Raw genomic sequence first — 22644 nt, forward strand, 5'->3', positions numbered from 1 at the left:
GGTTATGTTTACGATTGATCTCAGAGCGAGTTTCTTCGACAAGGGTAAGGTGTTCAATCAACGTCATAGCGCGTGCCTCCTGCATGGAGACGCGATTAGATCACAGACGATCTGCCTGTTCAAATTTCATTAACAAAGTGCGATCCCGCCCTGCTGTCGGAGCGGGTCACGCAGGCGCGGGATCTGGAGAGCCTGACCCGGCCCCTGCTGGAAATGCTGGAGGCGGTGACCGGGCTGGAGTCGACCTATCTCACCCAGATTGATGTCGAGCAGGGCACGCAGAGCATCCGCTATGCCAAGAATGCCAACGACGTGGCCGGGCTGCAGATCCCGGAGGGGATCACGGTGGACTGGAGCGATACCCTGTGCCGGCGCGCCATCGATGAGGGGCGCATGTTCACCGACAACGTGGCCGAGTGCTGGGGCGATTCGGATGCGGCCAGGATCATGGGCATTCGCACCTATTTGAGCAGCCCGGTGCGCACCCCCTCGGGGTCGCTTTATGGCACCCTGTGCGCCGCCAGCGCCGAGCGCAAGCCCTTCGTGGCGGGCTCAGAGCAGCTCATCGGCTTCTTCGCCCGGCTGATCGCCGAGCATGTGGAGCGGGAGCAGTTGCTGCAGCAGTTGCAGCAGGCCAACCAGGAGCTGGCGCGCCAGGCCCTCAGCGATCCCCTGACCGGCCTGCCGAACCGGCGGGCGCTGATGCAGGAGCTGGCTCGCCTGTTTTCCCTGTCGGAGCGGGCCGGGCATCCTGTGCTCATCGCCTTTATCGATCTCGATGGCTTCAAGCAGATCAACGACACCCACGGTCACGAGGCGGGGGACAAGCTGCTGATCACCATGGCGCAGCAACTGTCGGCGGCCCTGCGCGGCGGCGATCTGCTGGCGCGGGTCGGGGGGGACGAGTTCGTCGTGGTGGGCATGGGGCCTCATCAGGGGCATGAGACGGTCGAGGGGGCGGTGCAGGGCTTCCAGCGCCGGTTGTTCGAGCAGAGCGTCTTTCAAGTGCCAATCCCCTCCCGGGTGCTGGACTATCCCGGCGCCAGCGTGGGGGCCGTGGCCATAGATCCGGCGCACACCAGCATAGACGACGCCCTGCGCCAGGCCGATGCGCGCATGTATGCGGTCAAGCGCCAGCGCCGCGCGCTGGAGGGGCGGACCGGTTGCGTCTGAGGCGCCCCTGCCCCTGCCCATGGCAAGGGGGCCAGGGGCCGCGGCTTTGATGTCGCGCATTGTTGCCCCCGCGCCCGGGATGCTAGGATGCGTCTCCCTCAACACAGGCACTCTCTACCATGGCAAACCGCGTTATCGGCCAGTTCCGCGCCCTGGCGGCGAAAGTGGCCACCCTCTTTGCGGAGCTCTCCGAGTTTCAGCAGCGCATCTGGGTGGTCAGCATCATCAAGGATGCCTACACAGACACCTTCATCGTCAACGAAGGCAGCTTCGAGGAGCCCATGCAGTGGATGCACCGCAAGGGCTACAGCGCCGAGATGCTGGCCCGGGTCGATGCCATGGCCCGCTCCCAGGTTGTCCAGCTGGAGTTTGGCGGGCAGTGCCACCGTCTGATGCGGGTCAAATAGATGGCCCGGGTCGATGCCATGGCCCGCTACCAGGTTGTCCAGCTGGAGCTCGGTGGGCAGTGCCACCGCCTGATGCGGGTCAAATAAAGACCCTTTTTGGCCCAAAGAGCCCGAGCCACAAGGTTCGGGCCACTCATTCTGCTGCCTGATGGCAACCCCTGGCAGGGTTGCCCGAGTCATGATTTCTCGGTGGTGCGCTCCGGTTTCAATGCCCCCGAGTAGACGCAGATGGCGGAGTTGTAACTGTTGTAGGCGACGGCGTAGTTGAAGTCGCAGAAATAGGCCGGATGCTTGGTGGCCACAGTGTCACCCGCCTTGCATTTGTCCTGCATCCCCTCCACCAGAGAGTCATTGTTGGCGCCAAGACAGGCCTTGCCCGTGGTCTTGTCGCCGCCGCACGCCATCAACAGGGCGCAAACCGAGATACTCATCAACCACTTCACTGTGCCTTGCATGTTCAATCCTGATCTGTTCAAACGAAATGCCGGTGCCATGGGCTCCGGGGTATAGGGAGATGGCGCCTGGGGGAAGGGTGCCCGGCGGCTTGCCGTCGTGCGCGCCACCATGGGCGTTGCCACAACGGCTTGGCCGCCATTGTGCGCCGTCCCCTTGCCCGAGGAGAGGGCCAACAGACTCCCGGCGTCATTTTACGGACCCAGAGCGGCCCCTGTCACCCCTTGGGGCGACCGGCGTCAGACATTCAATGGTGTTCGTGATGGGGATCAAGGGTTGGGCGGGGCTGAGTGAAGAGAGCAGGGCTGAGCAAGGAGAGCGGTACCCGGCAAGCGAGAGGCCCATGGCGGGCCTCTCTGCTGGCATCGAAGGGCACTAGGGCGCCGGGAAGTACTTGTGCTGGATCCGCTGGAACTCGCTGCTGGCCAGCACCTGGGTCAGGCCGTGCTGGAACTCCTTGACCAGGGCATCGTCCACCGGATGGCTGAAGGCAAAGCAGAACTGCTCGGAGCTCAGGACCCAGCGCACCTCGAACTGGGCGGGATCCAGCTGCTGGGCCTGGATGAGATCCATCAGGGTGGCCTTGTTGCTGGAGATGAGGTCGACCCGGCCCGAGGTGAGCATCCGCAGCGCCTGGGGGAGGCGGTTGGCTGTCATTATCTTCTGCTCGTCGAAGCCGCTGTTGAGCAGCAGCTGCTCCCCCACGTCGGCGCGCACGGCGCCTATGGTGTGCTGCTGGGCATCCTCCAGCCGGGCGATCTTGAGGGGATGGCTGGCCAGCCCCATCAACACGATTTCGGCATAGCCGATGGGGCAGGCCCACTTGAACAGGGGATCCCGCGCCTCGGTGCGGGCGGTGGCGAAGAGCACCACGTTGGGCTTCTGGGTCAGCAGGTAGTAGCCCCTGGCCCAGGGGAGGATGCTGATCTCCTGGGGCGGGGTGCCCGTCTTCTGCCACACCTGGTGCAGCAGCTCGATGGCAAAGCCGCTGGGGCTGCCATCTTCCCCGGTGAAGTTATAGGGTTTGTACTCTTCGGTGAGGTAGTGAAGCTTGCCAAGGGCCGGGCTGGCGCTGGCCTGCCCCATCTCCCCCGGCCCGCCCCAGAGTGTGGCTAAAAGTGTGGCCAAGAGGGCGGTTCTGTTCCTGATCCTTCCTATTCCTGCGCTCATCCTGACCGTCCTGCTGCCGAGTGCCCAGCTTCAAGTGTTGCCAAGCCGCGGGGTTTCGCCACCCGAAGGGACGAGCCATCGCTGTTGCTGTGCCAAGGCGTGGCGCAACAGGGGGAGCGGCAGCGCGCTCCCGGGACGGCCCATCACCAGGCCGGGCGGGTATGGCCTATGGGCTTGAGGGCCTGATCGCGCAGGCCGACCAGCAGGGTTGCGCCGTCCGGTTGCAGCCTGAATTCGCCATAGCGCGCCTGCTCGTACTGGGCGGCTGTCCCCTCCTCGAAGAAGAAGGCATCCGGCCCTATCCACCACTGGCCCTGCTGCCAGCGGGCCTGCAGCAGGCGCTGATCCGGGGCCAGGGCGTCGGGGGTGCCACCCTCCACCCGCTGCGCCACCTGCTGCTCATCGAGGCGGATGACCAGGGTCTGGGTGGCGGCACCCTCCTGGTGCGGGCTCCCCAACTGGCGGGCGAGGGCGTAGCTCAGGCGCATGTAATCCCCCTGCATCAGGGAGCGAGGATCGACCGGGGCCAGCTCAAGCAGCACTGTCTCGCCGCTGCTCATGGCATGCTCGAAGCGCCAGACGGTGACATTGATGCCCACCAGGATGGCGAGGCCGGTCAGCAAGAAATCAAGGCGTCTCATGAGGGGATACTCCCATGCTGGTGTGTGAGCCATTGGTCGTCGCCGAATAACAGGGGGCTGGAGCCCGGCAATGTGGCGAGGCCGGTCAGCAAGAGGCCAGGTCGTCTCATGAGGGGAGCCTCCCATGCAGGTGTTTGGGCCATTGGTCGTCGCCGAGCAACAGGGGACCGGAGCCCGGCAATGTGGCGAGGCCGGTCAGCAAGAGGGCAAAGCGTTTCATGAGGCGATCTCCTTGCCGAGGATGTTCAACAACTGGCGGGCGCCGAGCAGCAGGGCCCCCGAGCCAAGCAGCAGCCAGGATTTGGTCATCAGGGTCAGCCCGAGATCGTAGTAGTAGAGGGAGCCAAAGCCGAGCAGCAGCAGGCCGGCCAGTGTCATGAGCCCCAGGCTCCCGGCATAAAAGCCGAGCACCAGCACCAGGGCGCCGGCCCCCATGCCGGGGATGATGGCGCTGATCACCACCAGGGGCAGGCCGTAGAGCAACGGCAGTTTCAGTTTCACCATGACCCCGAGCAGCAGGGCGGCGCAGAGCAGGGGATTGAGCCAGAGTGGCAGGCGTGAGAGCCCGAGCTCATCGAGCGCGCTGGTGCTGCCGTCCCAGAGTGGATGGTGCAACCGGCCCAGCACCAGCAGGGAGAGCGCCAGCCCCAGGGTCAGGGACTCATAGAGCGAATGGCGTTCTGGGTCGCGCTCGGCCTGCAGCCAGCAGAAGGTGAGGGCGGCCATCACCAGCGGCAGGGCCAGCAGTTGCAGGCCGAGGCAGGCGAGCCCCATGGTCAGCAGGATTGCGGCGGCGAAGCTGTGGAAGAGGCGAACCAGCCAGTGCTCGAACAGGGCGGCGATGGCCAGCGACAGCAGGGCCAGTCCCAGCCAGAGCGGGGCCGAGTGGGGGTCAATCTGGTCGATGAGGCCATAGAGCAGCCAGGCATCGGCCGCGAGCGCGAGCGCCAGCACGAACTGATCCCAGAGATCACTGCGCCGGGCCAGGCGGTTGAGGCCGAGGGCGGCGGCCATCAGCAGGGTGCCCATGACAAGGGCGTGGTTCGCTTCGCGGATCAGGCTCTCGAAGGCCATGAACAGGAAGAACAGCAGGAAGAGGGCGGCCAGCCAGCCCACCATGCCGAGCAGGAAGCGGCTCGACCAGTGAGGTTGCTCGTCTTGAGGGGCGTCGCCCTCCACCAGATGGGCGGCCCGCAGCCTCTCCCAAGGACTCAGATCAGACATGCTGCCTCCGTTGTTGTTGCAGCCAGCGGCTGGCCATGACCATGAAAGTCCGATGGCGATGGGATGGCCAGCAGGGGTGACCAGAGGATCGGCTCAGGCATGGGACCTCCGTTGTTGTTGCAGCCAGCGGCTGGCCATCACCGAGAGGCCGATGGCAATCAGGCTCAGCAGCAGGAAGCCGTTCATGTCGGGCTCCATCCACTTGCCAAGGGCCGCCAGGATCACGGCGATAAGGCTCAGGCACCCCATGGCGAGCCCGGCGATAAACCTGTGGTGCCAGCGCAGATAGGCGGCCCCAAGCCATGCGAGCCAGGCGGGCCAGACCCAGGGGGAGGCGGCATCGAACAGCGCCAGCAGGGCCAGCAGGGTGACCCCGAGCCCGGCGGCCAGCCCCGGGAGCCAGGAGGGCATGAGCCCGAGCCGCGCGGGGGCCAGGATGAGCGCCCCCCAGAGGGCGGCGTTGAGCAGGGTCAGGCACCAGCCGAGGGCTTCCTCGTCGAAGGAGAAGAAGAGATCGATGAGGCCGAGCCGCCAGTAGAGCACCAGGGCCAGCTGGCCGAGCAGCCAGCAGAGCGTCCAGAGCAGGGGGCTCCTGCCGAGCGCCGCCAGGGGCAACAGCAGCAGGGCCCAGGTGGCGAAGAGTTGCCAGGGATCGGCACCTGTCTGATAGGTCTGACCCACCAGGGCCAGCAGGGCGCCTATGTTGAGGGCCACCGCCAGCAGCAGGGCCTGGCGCGGGGTGTCGGCCAGGGGCTTGCGCCAGAGCACCAGCAGCATGGCGAGCAGGGGCAGCTCCAGCAGGGCGAGGCGGGAGAGGCGGCCCAGCGCCTGCCAGTTGAAGGCGACGAAGAACACCAGGCCAGCCCCCAGGCAGAGGCAGCCGAGCCAGAGCAGCAGCCTGTCGAACAGCCACTGCCAGCGCACGGGGGCCGGGGGCAGATCGCAGAGGGCGAGGGCGGCGGGCAATGACTCCCTGGGGAGACGACCGCGTCTGACCCAGTCGAGCAGGGTCTGTCTTGAGGTGACGAGCATGGCGAGGCTCCTGGTGCCGTCGTGCCTGAATGGTAAGGCATTATGGCACGGCGCCGCGTCCTGGGGCAGACCCCGGTGGCGCTGATGCGACAGGGAAGCAGGACGCGGACGACAAAAAAAGCCCCGACCGGGAGGAGGGGGCTCTGATGACGGGCAGAGGGGGATATGGATGGGTGCTCACGCCCATCCCATCCCCTCGTTGCTGGCGCGTCAGACGAAGATCAGGGTGCTGGCGCCCAGGCCCACGAAGAGGATGGCGCAGGCGATGCGGATCCCCTGGAGGGGCAGCTTGTCGGCCCCCAGCTTGCCAAGCAGCACCACGGGCACGTTGGCCAGCATCATGCCGAGGGTGGTGCCCGTGATGACCTGAGTGAGGGAGTCGTACTTGGCCGCCAGCAGCACTGTGGCTATCTGGGTCTTGTCGCCTATTTCGGCGATGAAGAACAGCACGAAGGTGGCCATGAAGGGGCCGTATTTGTCGAGGGAACTCTCTTCATCGTCCATCTTGTCCGGCACCAGGATCCAGACCGCCATGGCGATGAAGGCCCCGGCGACCAGCCAGGTCATCACCTTGGGGTCCATCCAGCTGCTGATGAACTCCCCTATCCAGGCGGCACCCGCATGGTTGAGCAGGGTGGCGACCAGCATGCCGGCGATGATGGGCCAGGGTTTGCGAAAACGACAGATGAGCAGCAACGCCAGGAGCTGGGTCTTGTCGCCGATCTCGGCGATGGCCACGCTCAGGGTTGAGGTTAACAAGGCTTCCATAAATATGACCGGGGGACGGAATTGTTATAAACCAAAGACAAGCCTGCGCCATCCGTCCCCGGTATTGGCACTGGCCCGTCAAAGGTCTTGTCAAATCCGGCATTGCCCGGATCACCCTGACCATGGTGAGTTGGCACCAAGTATGTTGATCAGGGTCGCGCACCGGGTTGGCACCCGTGGCGAGACTACTCCCCCTCGATGGGAGCCGGCATTCTAGGGAAAAACGTCCTCTGAAGCAAGGCGTGTGGCTGGATGATCACCCGCCCACCAGCTTGACTTGAAAGCCGGCTTTCTCCAGCTCGGCCTTGATAAGGTCCCGTTTGTCCCCCTGGATCTCGATGATCCCCTCCTTGAGGCCGCCGCCGGTGCCGCACTTCTTCTTGAGCAGGGTGGCGATGGTTTTCTGCTGTTCGGCCGGCACGCCGTGGATAGTGATGACACCGGCGCCCTTGCGCCCCTTGGTCTCGCGGCGGATGCGCACGACCCCGTCGGCGGGGAAGGGGGAGGCGCTTTGGGTGGGGGCGGATTCCTTGATCATGCCGCCGTCCGTGCTGTAGACCAGGCGGCTGTTGTTGTCGTGACTCATGGCAATACTTTGTCGGTTAGCTAAGCGGAGTTTGATTTTACGCAAATAAATGTTGAGGGCACAGCTTATAATCCTCCCACTAAAAGCGAATTATTCTTGTTTAACTTCAGGAGCCCGTCATGGTACTCACAGAGTTGTCGCCGGGGCAGCGTGCTCGCATCAAGAACATGAACCAGCTTGGCCGTACCTTGCGACGCAAGCTGATGGTGATGGGGCTCTTGCCCCAGACCGAGATCCTCTATCTGCGGGCGGCCCCCCTGGGGGATCCGCTCCAGATCCAGTGCCAGGGCATCTGCCTCTCCATGCAAAAGAGCCTGGCCCAGCAGATAGAGGTCGAGCCGGTATGAATTCGTCGGGTTCAGCAGACAATCGAGGTAGCACGGCTATGAATTACGCATTGGTAACGGTCGGCAACCCCAACAGCGGCAAGACGTCCCTGTTCAACGCCCTGACCGGTGCCCGCCAGCAGGTGGGCAACTGGAGCGGGGTCACCGTCGACAAGAAGATGGGCGAGTTTTCCGCCAAGGGGCAGGATTACACCCTGGTGGACCTGCCCGGTATCTACTCCCTGGCCAATCAGGAGGCGAGCCTGGACGAGCAGATCGCCAGCCGCTTCGTGCAGGGCCAGCAGCCGGATTTGCTGCTCAACGTCATCGACGCCGCCAATCTTGAACGCTCCCTCTATCTCACCCTGCAACTGCGGGAGCTGGGCCTGCCCATGGTGGTGGTGCTCAACAAGATGGATCTGCTGCAAAAGCGCCGCATCACCATAGACGAGGGGCTGCTCGGCCAGGCGCTCGGTTGCCCCGTGGTGTCGCTCTCGGCCCACAATCGCCAGCAGGTGGCGGCCTTCAAGGAGCAGATCCACCAGTTCATCGGCCAGCCCCAGCGCGCCCTGGTGCTCGATTACGGTCAGCCGCTGGAAGCCGACATCGCCGAGCTCGAGACCCTGCTCGCCCCTCACCACCTCAGTGACCGCGGCCGTGCCCTGCGCCTGCTGGAGGAGGACGTTGCCATGCAGGAGACCCTGGCGGCGGGTCAGCAGGCGGCGGCCGACAACGTGGTGAGCCGCGCCCATCACGCCCAGGACATAGATCTGCAACTGGCTGACTTGCGCTACGGCCACATCCACCACTGGTGCCAGCAGGCGTGCCGCCATCAGGACAAGCTCACCGTCGCCCAGAGCGAGCGGCTGGACAGGATGCTGCTCAACCGCTGGGTGGGCATCCCCTTCTTCCTGCTGGTGATGTACCTGATGTTCATGTTCGCCATCAAGGTGGGCAGCGCCTTCATCGACTTCTTCGATATCCTGGGGGGCGCCCTGTTCGTGGACGGGGTGCATCACCTGCTGGGGCTGGTGTCGGCACCCGACTGGCTGGGGGCCGTGCTGGCGGACGGCGTGGGCGCCGGCTTGCAGACGGTGGCAACCTTCATCCCCGTGGTGGGCTGCCTCTTCCTGTTCCTCGCCGTGCTGGAGAGCTCGGGCTACCTGGCCCGCGCCGCCTTCGTGGTGGATGCCCTGATGCGCCGCCTCGGCCTGCCCGGCAAGGCCTTCGTCCCCATGCTGATGGGCTTTGGCTGCACAGTGCCTGCGGTGATGGCGACCCGCACTCTGGGGTCGGAGCGCGAGAGGCTGATGACCTCGGCCATGGCGCCCTTCATGTCGTGCGGCGCCCGGCTGCCGGTCTATGCCCTGTTTGCGGTAGCCTTCTTCCCCGAATCGGGCCAGAACCTGGTGTTCGGCCTCTACCTGCTCGGCATACTGGTGGCCGTGCTCACCGGGCTCTTTCTGCGCAGCACCCTGCTGCCGGGCAAGAGCGACTCCATGGTGATGGAGATGCCGGATTACGAGTGGCCCCGTCCGGTGGACGTGGGGCTGCGCACCTGGCAAAAACTCAAGGCCTTCATCTTCGGCGCGGGCAAGACCATAGTGCTGATGGTGGCCGTGCTGAGCGTACTCAATTCGCTGGGTACCGATGGCAGCTTCGGCAACCAGGATCAGGAAAACTCGGTGCTGAGCAAGATCAGCCAGTCGGTGACCCCAGTGCTGCACCCCATCGGGATCCGAGAGGAGAACTGGCAGGCCACGGTCGGCATCCTCACCGGCATCTTCGCCAAGGAGGCGGTAGTGGCCACCCTCAACAGCCTCTACGCCGGCAGCGCCGGTGACGAGGAGGAGAGTGAATACTCCCTGCTCGGGAGCCTGAAGGAGGCGCTGGCCACCATTCCCGCCAACCTGGCGGACATAGATCCCGCCGATCCCATGGGGCTCAAGGTCGGGGAGCTGGCGGATCAGCAGGCGGCCGCCGAGGCCCAGGAGGTGGATACCTCCACCTACGGCAACATGCAGACCCACTTCGACGGGGCGGCCGGTGCTTTCGCCTACCTGCTGTTCGTGCTGCTCTACATGCCCTGTGCCGCCGCCATGGGCGCCCTGGTGCGGGAGACCGGCCGCCAGTGGGCCCTGTTCACCGCCGCCTGGTGCAACTACATGGCCTTCATGTGCGCCACCCTCTTCTATCAGCTGGCGACCTTTGCCGCTCACCCCGAGCAGAGCCTGCTCTGGACCCTGAGCTACGGGCTCTCCCTGGTGCTGCTGTGGTGGTTCGGCCGCCGCCACGGGGACATAGTCGCCCGCAAGGTAGTGACCCTGTGACGGCGCAAAAGAGGGGATGGACCCATCGAGGGGAGGTCACGCCATGATATTGCGAGAGCTGGGTGATTATCTGGCACAGCAGCAGAAGGTGAGCCGGCGGGATCTGGCCCGCCACTTCCACACCTCGGAGGATGCGGTGGAGGCCATGCTCGGCGTCTGGATGCGCAAGGGCCGCGTCACCAAGCGGGAGACCCGGGTGTGCGGCGGCAGTTGCTGCGGCAAGAGCGAGGAGGTGATGTTCGAGTGGTGCGAACCCGGCCGGATCGGCCTGGTACAGCGGCGCTGAACGCGCTGCCGCCTGAGAGCGTTATCTGACAACAAGAGACCCGCCATTGGCGGGTCTCTTGTTTTGCGTCTGTTGCCGATAGGCGGGGCGGGCAGATGTGGCCATCACAGCCTGGCCAGCATCTCCTGGGTGACCAGCACTATGCCCTGCTCGGAGCGGTAGAAGCGGCGGGCATCCTCGCAGGCGTTTTCCCCCACCACCAGCCCTTCCGGCAACCGGCAGCCCTTGTCGATCACCACCCGGCGCAACCGGCAACCGGCCCCTATCTCGACCCCGGGGAAGATCACCGCCTGATCCAGGGTGCAGAAGGAGTCGACCCGCACGTTGTTGAACAGCACGGAGCTCACGATGAAGGAGCCGCTGACTATGGTGCCGCCGGCGAACAGGGAGTTGATGGTCATGCCGTGCTGGCCGTTCTGATCCTGCACGAACTTGGCGGGGGCCGTCATCTTCTGGCTGGTCCAGATGGGCCAGTCCTGATCGTAGATGTCGAGCTCGGGCGTCACAGAGGCGAGATCCATGTTCGCCTCCCAGAAGGAGTCCACAGTGCCCACATCGCGCCAGTAGGGGCGCTTTTGCGGGCAGCAGCCGACGCAGGAGAGGCTGAACGGATGGGCATAGGCGGTGCCCTCCTTGACCACCCGCGGGATCACGTCCATGCCAAAGTCGTGGTGGGACTGCTCGTTGGCAAGATCCTCTTCCAGCAGCTGATAGAGGTAGTCGGCGTCGAAGATATAGACCCCCATGGAGGCCAGCGCTGTGTCGGGTTTGTCCGGCATGGCGGGCGGGTCGACGGGCTTCTCGACGAAGGCGTTGATCTTGCGGCTCTCATCCACCGCCATCACGCCGAAGGCGCTGGCCTCCTGGCGCGGCACCTCTATGCAGGCCACCGTCACCCGGCTGCCCAGGTTGACATGATCGAGCAGCATGGCGGCGTAATCCATCTTGTAGATGTGATCCCCCGCCAGCACCACCACATATTTGGGGCCGTGCTCGCGAATGATGTCCATGTTCTGGTAGACCGCATCGGCGGTGCCGCGATACCAGCTGACCTCGTCAATGCGCTGCTGGGCCGGCAGCAGCTCGATGAATTCGTTCATCTGGTAGCGCAGGAAGGACCAGCCCGACTGCAGGTGACGCAGCAGACTGTGGGACTTGTACTGGGTGACCACGCCGATCCGGCGGATCCCGGAGTTGATGCAGTTGGAGAGGACGAAGTCGATGATGCGGAACTTGCCACCAAAATGAACGGCCGGTTTTGCCCTGCTGTCCGTCAGCTGCTGGAGCCGACTGCCTCGCCCCCCGGCTAACACCAACGCCATGGTCTCGTTCAATAACTGCCTGGACCTTGCTGTGTTGGCTGGTTGTAACAACATTGAATACCCCTTTATTGATATACCTCCTCAATGGTGCCTCTTTTGAGGCTTGTTTGAAAGGGCTTTCAATCAGCAGGGGATTCAAATTGATTTTTTTGTCATTTATGTGAGCGAGCGCCATTGCCAATCAGGAAGATGGCTAGATTTGTGGTCGCATGATGGGCAGAGGGCAGAGGGCAGAGGGCAGAGGGCAGAGGGCAGAGGGCAGAGGGCAGAGCGAAGGGAGGGGGTCAGCCGCGCTCTTATCGAACACCCGGCCGCGAGGGCGGCCGGGTGTTGAGCGGGGGAGGGGGCGCCTGACTAGAAGAGATCGTTGTTATCATCCTTGGTGGGTTCCAGGCTCCAGCCGCTGGCCGCCGCACTGTTGCCTATCTGCCCCTTCTCCCTCCACAGCTTGATCTTGAGGCGCAGGTTGTTCTGGGAATCTGCGTTCTTGACCGCCTCTTCTTCGTCTATCACCCCCTCCACCACCAGATCGAACAGGGTGCTGTCGAAGGTGACCATGCCGAGGGCCCTGGATTTCTCCATGATCTCCTTGAGGCCGCCAAACTCGCCGCGCTTGATGAGATCGCGAATGGTGTGGGTGCCGAGCATGACCTCCACCGCCGCCCGGCGGCCGCCGTCTGTGGTCTTCACCAGCCGCTGGGAGACGAAGGCCTTGAGGTTGTTGCCAAGGTCGTTGAGCAGCTGGGGCCTGCGCTCCTCGGGGAAGAAGTTGATGATGCGATCCAGCGCCTGGTTGGCGTTGTTGGCGTGCAGGGTGGAGATGGCCAGATGCCCGGTCTCGGAGAAGGCCAGCGCATGTTCCATGGTCTCCCGGTCGCGAATTTCACCTATGAGGATGACGTCCGGCGCCTGGCGCAGGGTGTTCTTCAGGGCCGCGTGGAAGCTGCGGGTATCCACCCCCACCTCCCGCTGGTTGATGATGCTCTTGCGGTGGCGATGGACGAACTCCACCGGATCCTCGATGGTGATGATGTGGCCGCCGCTGTTGCGGTTGCGATGGTCGATGAGGGCCGCGAGCGAGGTGGATTTGCCCGAGCCGGTGCCGCCGACGAAGAGTACCAGGCCGCGCTTCTCCATGATGGTGTCGAGCAGCACGGGGGGAAGCTTCAAGTCCTCGAAGCGGGGGATCTCTGTCTTGATGTTGCGCGCCACCAGGGAGACCTCGTTGCGCTGCTTGAAGATGTTGACCCGAAAGCGGCCGATCTGGGGCAGGGAGATGGCGAGGTTCATCTCCAGCTCCTTCTCGAACTGCTGCTTCTGCTCCGAGTCCATGAGCTCGGCGGCTATCCTGGCCACCTCGCCCGGCTCGAGCGGCACCTCGTTCAGGGGGCGCAGGGCGCCGTTGAACTTGGCGCAGGGGGGCGCACCTGTGGAGAGATAGAGGTCGGAGCCATCCTGCTTGGCCAGGATCTGTAGCATGTCTCGCAATTCCATGTGTTGCCTCGTCACTCAAAGAAATAGGGGGAGCAATGTGCTTGAGTGTACAGCCTCAGGCACCGGTCAGTTTCTCGCGAAACACAAAAAACACCGCGCCCAGGATACACAGGCCGGCCCAGAGGTAGTCCCACTTCAGGTCCTCTTTCAGATAGAAGATGGAGAAGGGAACGAACACGGTGAGGGTGATCACCTCCTGCAGTATCTTGAGCTGACCGACCGAGAGCACTGTGTGGCCGATGCGGTTGGCGGGCACCTGCAACAGGTACTCGAACAGGGCGATACCCCAACTCACCAGGGCGGCGATGATCCAGGGTTTGTGGTTCATGCTCTTGAGATGGACATACCAGGCGAAGGTCATGAAGACGTTGCTGCAGATCAGCAGACCGATACTGGTCATGATAGGGTTCATTAGGTTCTCCTTTGAAATCAATGCATTTTATCTCGACTCCATGGGTTTTCATAAGTGGCACATGAGGGTATTTTTAACCCACAAGGATGTGACAACAGAAGGTTGAAACTGGATGGGCAAGACAAGCTGGGGAGTGCTTTGTCTGTTGTTTGCCTGTATGGAGCCCGTTACCGCTATGGCAAACGGAGCGCCAACCCTGACGGTGGTGACCGATGTCTGGCCCCCGTTTCGCATGCTCGCGCAGAACGACGAGTTCCATGGTCTGGATATCGACATTCTGCGCCAGTTGCAGGCTCGCAGCGGCATAGCGCTCACCCTCAAGCGGGTGCCCTGGGGACGGGCACTCAAGCAGATGCAGACAGGTCAGGCGGACTTGATGATAGGGTTGGCCCACACCCCGGAGCGGGCGGCCTTCATCGATTACCTGCAACCTGCCTATTACCAGTGCCGGCCAGCCTTCTACGGCAAGGCGGCGGCGGTGGCCACCCTGAAAACCTACGAGGATCTGCGCGGCAGGGAGATAGGCTATGTGCTCAACTCCGCCTATTTCGCCCCCTTCGACGACGACGGCCAGCTCGACAAGCACGGGGTGCCCACCGAGGATCAGTTGCAGCGCATGGTGGAGCGGGGCCATCTGCCCCTGATGATAGGCACCGACTGCCAGGTGGATTACGCCCTGAGCCAGCGCAACGACGCCGGTCTCATCAAGGCGGACTATCGCCCGCCCCATCCTGTGGTGCTCTATCTGGGCATGAGCAAGCACTCACCTCACCATGATCTCGGGCCTGCACTGGCGCAGGCGTTGCAGACCATGGTGGAGAGCGGCGAGATAGAGGCGCTGGCACGGCCTTACCAGCCTTGACCTTGGGTGGTAACGCGCTGTTATCATGCAGCTTTCCTGCTGGCCCCCGGTTCGGGGCGGCACCTGTCTCATTTCGGGGATCCCGCGTGTATCTCGCTCTCATCCACCGCCAGCAGCGCTGGCAGCGCCACTGGCTGCTCGCCCTGTCGCTGCTGGTCCTGTCCCTCTTCCTGCTCTCCCTTGCTCTGGGGGAGTTCGTGCTGCTGCCCTGGCAGCCCCTGGGGGAGCTGGAGCTGCGTATCTTGCTGGAGCTGCGCCTGCCGCGGGCCCTGCTGGCCTTGCTGGCGGGGGCGGCGCTCGCCTGTGGCGGGGCCGTGCTGCAGGTGATGCTGCACAACCCTGTGGCCGAGCCCGGCCTGCTCGGTGTCTCGAGCGGGGCTGGCCTCGCCGCCATGGTGGCGATGGCGGTGGCCAAGTCCCTCGGCGTCTATCTGCCGGGCTGGGGGTTGTCGCTCGCGGCCTTTGGCGGCGCCCTGGTGGTGACCATGCTGCTCATCCACCTGGCGCGGCGGGCCGGGCTCGGCCATACCCGGTTGCTGCTGTTCGGGGTGGCCATCGGCATCCTCACCAATGCGGCCATGACCTGGCTGATGTACTTCGCCGACGACGGCTCCCTGCGGGAATTCATGTTCTGGATGATGGGCAGCCTCTCCTATGGCAGCCAGCAGCTAGCCTGGTGGTGGCTGGTGCTGCCGCTGACCCTCGGCTGGCTCTGCTGGCAGGGCAGGGCGCTGCAACAACTGCTGCTGGGGGAGACCCAGGCCCGGTTGATGGGGATGAACGTGGACAGGATGCGGGTGAGGCTGGTGCTGGCGGTCTGCCTGCTCACCGGGGTCGCGGTGTCCCTGTGCGGTGTCATCGGTTTCGTCGGCCTGGTGGTGCCTCACCTGCTGCGGCTGTGCGGCGGCAGCGATCAGCGCTTCCTGCTGCCCGCCTCGGCGCTGGGAGGGGGCGCCCTGCTGCTGGGCGCCGATCTGGTGGCGCGCTCGGCCCTTAGTGCCGGTGAGCTGCCCATTGGCGTCATCACCGCCTCGGTCGGGGCGCCGCTCTTTATCTACCTGCTGCTGAGGCAAGATGCCGATGTCTCCCGTTAAGTCCTCCCCCGATCCCCTCTGGCTGCTGGAGGCGCGGGCCCTCGGGATCCCCGCGCGGCTCGCGCCACTGGATCTCGCCTGGGCCGGGGGCCAGCTGGTCGCCCTGCTCGGCCCCAACGGCAGCGGCAAGTCGACCCTGCTCGGTGCCCTGGCGGGTATTCTGCCCGCCGAAGGCGCCGTGCTGCTGGGGGGGGAAGTGCTCACCGACCTGAGCTGGCCCGAGCTTGCCAGGCGCCGCGCCATGCTGCCCCAGCGCCAGCCCCAGCTGTTCCATATCCCGGTGTTCCAGGTGCTGAGCCTGGGACTGGATGAAGAGGGGTTGCCCGAGGTACAGGGCAGGGCGGTGGCCGAGATCTGCGCCGCGCTCGAGCTGGATGCCCTGCTGGCGCGGGACTTCAGCCGCCTCTCCGGCGGTGAGCAGCAGCGGGTGCTGATCGCCCGCACCCTGCTGCAACTGTGGCCCGGCCTCAACACTGATGGACGGGTGCTGCTGCTGGACGAGCCCCTGGCGGGGCTGGATCTGCACCATCAGCTGGCCCTGCTGCGGCTGCTCAAGCGCCTCTCCCGGCAAGGCCTGTTGGTGGTGATCGCCATCCACGACATCAACCTGGCCATCGACTGGGCGGATCGCATCCTCTGCCTGCAACAGGGTCGGGTGGTGAGCGAGGGGGGTGTGGATGTCATCGACGAAGCCTTGCTGGAGCGGGTGTTCCAGATAAGGACGGATCGCATCGAGGCGGCCGGCCGCACCTGGTTTATGCCGAGCCTGTAACGACGGGTCAAACCGTCTTGGGCGGCAGGTGCCTTGATGAGAATACGAGGAAAAGAGAAAGGGGCCGGTATCAGTGATACCGGCCCCTTTGCATGGGGGGATTGCTCAGGCTTTCTGCTTGTCCAGCCGCACCTGGGCCGCATCGGCCAGCATGGCCAGCAGGGTCTCGGTGTCTTCCCAGGAGAGGCAGGCATCGGTGATGCTCTGACCAAAGGTGACGGCGCAGCCGTTCTCCACGTCCTGACGCCCTTCCACCAGGAAGCTCTCGGCCATGATGCCGGCGATGCCGGTGCGGCCGCGGCGCAGCTGATCGCAGATATCCTGCGCCACCAGCAGCTGGCGACGGTGATCCTTCATGCTGTTGCCGTGGCTGAAATCCACCACCAGCCGCTCGGGCAGGCCCACGTCGGCCAGGGCCTCACAGGCCTCGTCTATGCTGGCGGTGTCGTAGTTGGGTCTGTGGCCGCCACGGAGGATCACGTGGCCATAGGGGTTGCCGGCGGTGCGGTAGATGGTCATCTTGCCGTCCTTGTCCGGGGAATAGAAGATGTGGCTGTGGCGGGCGGCGCGCACCGCATCGATGGCGATGCGGGTGTTGCCGTCGGTGCCGTTCTTGAAGCCCACCGGGCAGGAGAGGGCGGAGGCCATCTCGCGGTGCACCTGGGATTCTGTGGTGCGCGCCCCTATGGCGCCCCAGGTGATGAGGTCGCTGATGTACTGGCCGGTCACCATGTCGAGGAATTCGGTGGCGGTGGGCATGCCCATCTCGTTGATGTCCACCAGCAGCTGGCGGGCCAGCTTCAGCCCTTCATTCACGTCGAAACTGCCGTCGAGGCGCGGATCGTTGATGAGCCCCTTCCAGCCGACTATGGTGCGCGGCTTCTCGAAGTAGGTGCGCATCACTATGCACAGGCTCTCTTTGTATTGCTCGCGCAGGGTGTTGAGGCGCTGGGCGTATTCGCGGGCGGCGGCCGGATCGTGGATGGAGCAGGGGCCGACGATGACCAGCAGGCGCTGATCCTCACCGGCCAGAATGGCTTCTACATCGTGGCGGGCATCCAGCAGATTCTGGGCGACGGTGTCGTTTAACGGGAAGGCGTGCGCCAGCTCGCTCGGAGTGATCAGAGACTCCAGGCGACGGGTGCGCAATTCATCGGTGTGAATGGACATACGACTCTATTCTCGAGTGAATAAGGGGGGCGGGATGCCAAAATGCAAGGGGATAAAATAAAGCAAAACTCCCCCGATGGAAACCTTGGGAGGCTCTGATAGGATGTGAGCCTAAAAGCCATTTCAAATGAGGTAGTTATCGTGGCAAAGCCAGGCGCGACCGGGGTCACCCGCATCATCAACGCAACCGGTTACAGCATGAAGGGTCTCAAATCGGCCTGGATTAACGAGGCGGCCTTCCGTCAGGAGCTGGTGCTTGTCTTGGCTCTGATGCCGCTGGCCGGCTGGCTCGGCAACTCCCTCAACGAGATCCTGCTGCTCATCTGCATCAGCTGGCTGGTGGTGATCGTCGAGGTGCTCAACTCCGCCATAGAGGCGGTGGTGGATCGCATCGGCTCAGAGCATCACGAGCTGTCGGGGCGTGCCAAGGATCTCGGCTCCGCCGCCGTCTTTATCGCCCTGGCCTTGAACGCCCTGGTGTGGGGCGCCTTGATTGGCCGCAATCTGCTGGGGTGGTGGTAGAGCACATATCTTGCGGGTGAGTTTGCGCCCTCTCCCTCTGGGAGAGGGCAAGGGTTGTATCTTCTCGCCCCTCATCCCCAACCCTTCTCCCGCGAGGGGAGAAGGGGGAAAAGGAGCAAAGACGCGGACGTGCGTTGAGCATCGCATCATAAAAAAGCCCGTCAGATGACGGGCTTTTTGTTGTCCGAGCAACCGGCTCAGGGCATCAGTGCAGGATCCGGGCACGTATGGTGCCGTTGATCTCCTTGAGACGGGAGAGTGCCTTCTCGCTGTGCTCAGTCTCCACGTCGATCACCACATAGCCGATCTCGCTGCTGGTTTGCAGGTACTGACCGGCGATGTTGATCCCCTCGTCGGCGAAGATCTGGTTGATCTGGTTCATCACGCCCGGCTGGTTGCGGTGGATGTGCAGCAGACGGCTGGAGCCCTTGTGGCCCGGCAGTGAGACTTCCGGGAAGTTGACGGCGGAGAGGGTGGAGCCGTTGTCTGAGTATTTGACCAGCTTGTTGGCCACTTCCAGACCTATGTTCTCCTGGGCTTCCTGGGTGGAACCGCCGATATGGGGGGTCAGGATGACATTGTCCAGGCCGCGCAGCGGGGTCAGGAACTCCTCGTCATTGGACTTGGGCTCGCTCGGGAAGACATCGATGGCGGCGCCGGAGAGGTGACCGCTCTTGATGACGTCGGCCAGGGCATCTATGTCCACTACGGTACCGCGGGAGGCGTTGATGAAAATGGCGCCCGGTTTCATCATGCGCAGCTGCTCGGCGCCGATGAGATCCTTGGTGGAGGCGGTTTCCGGCACGTGCAGGCTGATGACGTCAGACATGTTGAGCAGCTCCACCAGGTTCGGCACCTGGATGGCGTTGCCCAGAGAGAGCTTGTTCTCGATGTCGTAGTAGTAGACCTTCATGCCGATCATCTCGGCGATGATGCCAAGCTGGGTGCCGATGTGGCCATAGCCTATGATGCCGAGCTTCTTGCCGCGGGCTTCCACTGAGCGGTTGGCCAGCTTCTCCCAGACGCCGCGATGGCACTTGGCGTTCTTCTCGGGGATGCCGCGCAGCAGCAGCAGTATCTCCCCCAGCACCAGTTCGGCCACGGAGCGGGTGTTGGAGAAGGGGGCGTTGAAGACGGGGATGCCGCGCACGTGGGCGGCATCCAGGGAGACCTGGTTGGTGCCGATGCAGAAGCAGCCGATGGCGACCAGCTTGCCGGCGGCATCCAGCACCTTCTCGGTGATCTGGGTGCGTGAACGCAGGCCCACGAAATGCACGTCACGAATGCGCTCGATCAGCTCCTCTTCCGACAGTGAGGTCTTCAGATACTCAACATTGGTGTATCCGGCTGCCCGAAAGGTCTCTACCGTGTTGGGATGCACTCCCTCCAGCAGCAGTACTTTGATCTTATCCTTGTCCAGCGAAAACTTGGCTGTCATGACGTTCCCTCTATTGTTTGAAAAATGCGTTCAGGCTTGCAGTGTGAAGAAAACCGTAAAGTAGCAAAAACGTTTGGGAGAGGGAATATTTGTGACGAAAGTCAAATTCTTTGAAGTTATCAACGTTTTTTGCAGCCTGTTTGGTGCAACCCATTGAGCCATAAATAGAAACGGCGCCATCAGGCGCCGTTGTCCATTCAGGCTGTGATTATTGGGTCACAACCCCATCCGGAGTACCGATCAGTACCACGTCAGCGCCGCGGTGGGCGAACAGGCCGTTGGTGACCACGCCAACGATGGCGTTGAGCTGCACTTCCAGCCCTTTGGCGTCTGTGATGGCCATGCCCTTGACGTCCAGAATGATGTTGCCGTTGTCGGTCACCACACCCTCACGCCACACCGGGTTGCCACCAAGCTTCCTGATCTCGCGGGCCACGTATTCGCGGGCCATGGGGATCACTTCGACCGGCAGCGGGAACTGGCCCAGCACCTCGACTGTCTTGGTGTTGTCGATGATGCAGATGAACTGGTCGGCCACGGCGGCGACTATCTTCTCGCGGGTCAGGGCGGCGCCACCGCCCTTGATCATGTCGCGGGTCCCGTTGATCTCGTCGGCGCCATCCACGTAGACGGAGAGGGCATCGATGTCGTTGAGATCAAACACCGGGATGCCGAAACCCTTGAGGCGCTCGGTGGAGGCGATGGAGCTCGATACCGCGCCCTTGATCTCGTCCTTCATGGTCGCCAGTGCGTCGATGAAGTGATTGACGGTAGAGCCGGTGCCCACCCCGACTATGGTGCCGGGTACCACGTATTTGAGCGCAGCCCAACCGGCCGCCTTCTTCATTTCATCTTGAGTCATGATGGATCCTTATGGAAAAAGCGGGCGCATTATATCCAAGCATCCTGCCCAGAGCGACCATGGCGGTCACGTTCCGGGGCAAAAAGCCCCAAGATGTAAATCGTTTGCCTGTTTATTGAGCCAAGGGGCGGAGGAAGGGGAACCTGCCCCCCGGCAGCAGGGCCGAGCCTGCTAGGAGAAGCGCCAGCAACGGGCGGGGGTGATGATCTGGGGCAGCGGCACGTCCCACTGCGCCTGGGGCACGGACTCCACCTGCTGGCAGTCGTGGGCGAGCCCCAGCGGTCTTGGGCCCAGCCCGTGTTCGTGCCAGCAGGCCAGGGTGCGATCGTAATAGCCGCCCCCCATGCCGAGCCGGTTGCCCTCGGCATCGAAGGCCACCAGCGGGGTGCAGATAAGATCCAGCATGCTGTGGGGCAGCACCTGCTGCACATCGAGCTCGGGCTCGGCGATGCCATAGCGGTTGCGGGTCATGGGGCTGGTGGCGGTGTAGCGCAAGAAGAGCAGGTGACCCGGGGTGAAGGGGTGCAGCACCGGCAGGTAGATCTCTTTGCGCTGGCTCCAGAGCCAGTGAATGGCGGGCAGGGGATCTAGCTCGCCGTCATTGGCCAGATAGAGGGCGATGCGTCTGGCCGCCTGGATCTCGGGGTGTTCCTGAAAACGCGTGACCAGTAGCTGGGCCGCCGCCTGCTGTTCGGCCTGACTCAGACTCTTTCTGCGTTGGCGGATCAGTTGGCGCAGGCTCTGCCGCTCGGGCTGGGTATCCGGCATGGGGGCTCCTGTGGTGGGGCTAAAGGACTGGGTTACCTTAACAAGGGGCCATCGGGATGAAAAGCGGGGAAGGGCAAGGTTGGCATCAGGCCGGACACGCTTGCCCGGCCTGATGGAGTTGTTTAGACCTGCGCCGACGGCTCGGCCGCCGTACGCAGCTGATGCTTGACGAACACCGCGATTATGGCGGCCAGCCCCAGAGCCATGGGATAGAAACTCATGCTCACCACGGCCAGGGGGGAGAGGGCGAAGATGGAGCCCAGCAGCAGCGCCTGGGCGCCCCAGGGGATCAAGCCCTGCACCACGCAGGAGAAGATATCCAGCATGGAGGCGGCGCGGCGCGGGGTGACACCGTGATGCTCCGCCAGATCCCGGGCCACCTTGCTGGCGACTATGATGGCCACCGTATTGTTGGCGGTGCAGAGGTTGGTCAGCCCCACCACCCCGGCGATACCGAGCTCGGCCGCCTTCTCGTTCTGCTCGCCGTCATGATGACGGGTGAAGCGCGCGATGAGGGCGGCGATGCGGGCGCTGATCCAGGCAAGGCCTCCCTGACGCTCCATCAGGGCGCCGAGGCCACCGATGAGCATGGAGAGCAGGAAGATCTCCTGCATGCTGGTGAAGCCCTGGTAGATGTCCTTGCTGAACTGGCCCAGGGGATAGCCTCCGATCATGCCAACGCCACCGGCGGCCAGTATGCCAAGACCGAGCACCACGAAGACGTTCATGCCACCGAGTGCCAGCACCAGGATCAGCAGATAGGGCATCACCTTGAGCAGATCCGCGCTGGCGGTGGCGGTGGGGGCATCACCGGTGGAGCCCAGCAGCAGGTAGAGCAGGATCACCAGCACGGCGGCGGGGGTGGCAATCTTGACGTTCTCGCGGAACTTGTCCTTCATCTCGCAGCCCTGGCTGCGGGTCGCGGCTATGGTGGTGTCCGAGATGATGGAGAGGTTATCGCCGAACATGGCGCCGGAGAGAATGGTGCCCGCCATCAGCACGGGATCTATGCCGGTGGCCTGGGCGACGCCGAGGGCCACGGGGGCCACTGCCCCTATGGTGCCCATTGAGGTGCCCATGGCGGTGGCAATGAAGGCGGAGATGAGGAAGAGCCCCGGCAGCAGGAACCAGCCCGGGATCAGGGAGAGGCCGAGGGCGACGGTGGCATCCACCCCGCCGGTGGCCTTGGCCACGGTGGCGAAGGCGCCCGCCAGCAGATAGATGAGGCACATGGCCATGATGTTGCTGTCACCCACCCCCTTGAAGAAGGTCTCAAGGTTGCGGTTGAAGCCCTCTTTGCCCAGCATCAGCGCCAGCATGACGGCGGGCAGGGCGGCCACGGGGGCGGGCAGCTGGTAGAAGGCGAACTCGACCCCCTGCAGGGTCAGCCAGGTGCCGGTACCGATGAAGAGAGCAAGAAAGACCAGAAGGGGCAGCAGGGCTCTGGCACTAGGTTGGGTCTGGATCATGTGTTCCTCGAAACTTGAACAATGACCTCCTGTCGCAGCCTGTGTTGGCCCGAGTATGCTCGG

At 63.7% G+C, this 22644-nt stretch carries 24 protein-coding genes; 9 read left to right on the forward strand and 15 right to left on the reverse strand.

All coding sequences use genetic code 11. The annotated features are described in order from the left end of the window. Positions 1-153: 153 nt before the first annotated feature. Both ACB030_RS16815 and ACB030_RS16820 read left to right on the forward strand, forming a co-directional pair. The gene (locus ACB030_RS16815; RefSeq protein WP_371161433.1) at positions 154-1173 is read left to right on the forward strand and encodes a diguanylate cyclase; all 1020 of its coding nucleotides are present in this window, start codon (positions 154-156) and stop codon (positions 1171-1173) included. Positions 1174-1292: 119 nt separating this feature from the next. Beyond that, entirely contained in the window at positions 1293-1580 is a 288-nt protein-coding gene (locus ACB030_RS16820) for a hypothetical protein (RefSeq protein WP_371161372.1), read from the forward strand. A 176-nt stretch (positions 1581-1756) separates the two neighbouring features. Here the strand turns inward: ACB030_RS16820 and ACB030_RS16825 are convergent, their stop codons facing one another. From ACB030_RS16825 to ACB030_RS16855, 7 genes are all read right to left on the reverse strand, one after another. Further along, positions 1757-2011, reverse strand: coding sequence for a hypothetical protein (locus ACB030_RS16825; protein ID WP_041204490.1), 255 nt, complete (start codon positions 2009-2011; stop codon positions 1757-1759). Positions 2012-2408: 397 nt separating this feature from the next. Continuing rightward, positions 2409-3182: a substrate-binding periplasmic protein gene (locus tag ACB030_RS16830; RefSeq protein ID WP_371161435.1), complete on the reverse strand. Its 774-nt coding sequence runs from the start codon at positions 3180-3182 to the stop codon at positions 2409-2411. Positions 3183-3346: 164 nt separating this feature from the next. Next, positions 3347-3844, reverse strand: a complete 498-nt coding sequence (locus ACB030_RS16835) for a GDYXXLXY domain-containing protein (RefSeq protein WP_371161374.1) — start codon at positions 3842-3844, stop codon at positions 3347-3349. 216 nt (positions 3845-4060) lie between these two features. After that, positions 4061-5068, reverse strand: a complete 1008-nt coding sequence (locus ACB030_RS16840) for a DUF4401 domain-containing protein (RefSeq protein ID WP_371161376.1) — start codon at positions 5066-5068, stop codon at positions 4061-4063. 93 nt (positions 5069-5161) lie between these two features. Then, a complete protein-coding gene (locus ACB030_RS16845; RefSeq protein ID WP_371161378.1) occupies positions 5162-6100 on the reverse strand; it encodes a DUF2157 domain-containing protein in 939 nt (312 codons plus the stop codon). Between the two features lie 210 nt (positions 6101-6310). Then, a complete protein-coding gene (locus tag ACB030_RS16850) occupies positions 6311-6868 on the reverse strand; it encodes a TMEM165/GDT1 family protein (RefSeq protein WP_106886435.1) in 558 nt (185 codons plus the stop codon). Between the two features lie 256 nt (positions 6869-7124). Next, a complete protein-coding gene (locus ACB030_RS16855) occupies positions 7125-7454 on the reverse strand; it encodes a translation initiation factor (RefSeq protein ID WP_180345012.1) in 330 nt (109 codons plus the stop codon). Positions 7455-7573: 119 nt separating this feature from the next. Between ACB030_RS16855 and ACB030_RS16860 the strand changes: the two genes are divergently transcribed. From ACB030_RS16860 to ACB030_RS16870, 3 genes are read left to right on the forward strand one after another with little or no spacing between them, the layout of a single operon-like run. Further along, on the forward strand, positions 7574-7801 hold the full coding sequence (locus tag ACB030_RS16860) for a FeoA family protein (protein WP_163149209.1): 228 nt from the start codon (positions 7574-7576) through the stop codon (positions 7799-7801). Positions 7802-7839: 38 nt separating this feature from the next. Next, complete coding sequence (gene feoB / locus ACB030_RS16865) at positions 7840-10110, forward strand: Fe(2+) transporter permease subunit FeoB (RefSeq protein ID WP_371161382.1); 2271 nt, start codon at positions 7840-7842, stop codon at positions 10108-10110. 43 nt (positions 10111-10153) lie between these two features. After that, positions 10154-10396, forward strand: coding sequence for a FeoC-like transcriptional regulator (locus tag ACB030_RS16870; protein ID WP_289984633.1), 243 nt, complete (start codon positions 10154-10156; stop codon positions 10394-10396). Positions 10397-10500: 104 nt separating this feature from the next. Here ACB030_RS16870 and glgC read toward each other — a convergent pair whose 3' ends face one another. From glgC to ACB030_RS16885, 3 genes are all read right to left on the reverse strand, one after another. After that, on the reverse strand, positions 10501-11772 hold the full coding sequence (glgC, locus tag ACB030_RS16875; RefSeq protein ID WP_371161384.1) for a glucose-1-phosphate adenylyltransferase: 1272 nt from the start codon (positions 11770-11772) through the stop codon (positions 10501-10503). 300 nt (positions 11773-12072) lie between these two features. Further along, complete coding sequence (gene tapW, locus ACB030_RS16880) at positions 12073-13212, reverse strand: type IVa pilus ATPase TapW (RefSeq protein WP_106886444.1); 1140 nt, start codon at positions 13210-13212, stop codon at positions 12073-12075. A 55-nt stretch (positions 13213-13267) separates the two neighbouring features. Next, on the reverse strand, positions 13268-13624 hold the full coding sequence (locus ACB030_RS16885; protein ID WP_371161387.1) for a DMT family protein: 357 nt from the start codon (positions 13622-13624) through the stop codon (positions 13268-13270). Between the two features lie 112 nt (positions 13625-13736). Here ACB030_RS16885 and ACB030_RS16890 point away from each other — a divergent pair, with 112 nt between their 5' ends. The 3 genes from ACB030_RS16890 (at position 13737) to ACB030_RS16900 (ending at position 16352) form a co-directional block, all read left to right on the forward strand. Next, positions 13737-14486 (forward strand): substrate-binding periplasmic protein, encoded by a 750-nt coding sequence (locus ACB030_RS16890; protein ID WP_371161389.1) that lies wholly within the window; start codon positions 13737-13739, stop codon positions 14484-14486. An 86-nt stretch (positions 14487-14572) separates the two neighbouring features. After that, the gene (gene btuC, locus ACB030_RS16895; protein ID WP_371161391.1) at positions 14573-15580 is read left to right on the forward strand and encodes a vitamin B12 ABC transporter permease BtuC; all 1008 of its coding nucleotides are present in this window, start codon (positions 14573-14575) and stop codon (positions 15578-15580) included. Beyond that, entirely contained in the window at positions 15567-16352 is a 786-nt protein-coding gene (locus ACB030_RS16900; protein ID WP_371161393.1) for an ATP-binding cassette domain-containing protein, read from the forward strand. The genes btuC and ACB030_RS16900 overlap by 14 nt, the downstream gene beginning before the upstream one ends. A 105-nt stretch (positions 16353-16457) precedes the next feature. Here ACB030_RS16900 and ACB030_RS16905 read toward each other — a convergent pair whose 3' ends face one another. Then, positions 16458-17522, reverse strand: coding sequence for a 3-deoxy-7-phosphoheptulonate synthase (locus ACB030_RS16905; RefSeq protein WP_163137943.1), 1065 nt, complete (start codon positions 17520-17522; stop codon positions 16458-16460). Between the two features lie 141 nt (positions 17523-17663). On the opposite strand from ACB030_RS16905, the gene ACB030_RS16910 reads away from it, so the two are divergent. Next, a complete protein-coding gene (locus ACB030_RS16910; protein WP_005328065.1) occupies positions 17664-18044 on the forward strand; it encodes a diacylglycerol kinase in 381 nt (126 codons plus the stop codon). 205 nt (positions 18045-18249) lie between these two features. Here ACB030_RS16910 and serA read toward each other — a convergent pair whose 3' ends face one another. The 4 genes from serA to ACB030_RS16930 all read right to left on the reverse strand — a co-directional run bounded on the left by serA (position 18250) and on the right by ACB030_RS16930 (position 22581). Next, on the reverse strand, positions 18250-19482 hold the full coding sequence (gene serA, locus ACB030_RS16915; RefSeq protein WP_025327397.1) for a phosphoglycerate dehydrogenase: 1233 nt from the start codon (positions 19480-19482) through the stop codon (positions 18250-18252). 208 nt (positions 19483-19690) lie between these two features. Next, positions 19691-20344 carry a ribose-5-phosphate isomerase RpiA gene (gene rpiA / locus ACB030_RS16920; protein WP_025327396.1) on the reverse strand — a complete coding sequence of 218 codons (654 nt, stop codon included), beginning with the start codon at positions 20342-20344 and terminating at the stop codon, positions 19691-19693. Between the two features lie 171 nt (positions 20345-20515). Further along, positions 20516-21112: a 5-formyltetrahydrofolate cyclo-ligase gene (locus tag ACB030_RS16925; protein WP_371161396.1), complete on the reverse strand. Its 597-nt coding sequence runs from the start codon at positions 21110-21112 to the stop codon at positions 20516-20518. Between the two features lie 122 nt (positions 21113-21234). Further along, positions 21235-22581 carry a Na+/H+ antiporter NhaC family protein gene (locus tag ACB030_RS16930; protein WP_371161398.1) on the reverse strand — a complete coding sequence of 449 codons (1347 nt, stop codon included), beginning with the start codon at positions 22579-22581 and terminating at the stop codon, positions 21235-21237. Positions 22582-22644 lie beyond the last annotated feature (63 nt).

Origin of the sequence: Aeromonas sp. S16(2024), from assembly GCF_041403065.1 — a bacterium.
Classification (GTDB): domain Bacteria; phylum Pseudomonadota; class Gammaproteobacteria; order Enterobacterales; family Aeromonadaceae; genus Aeromonas.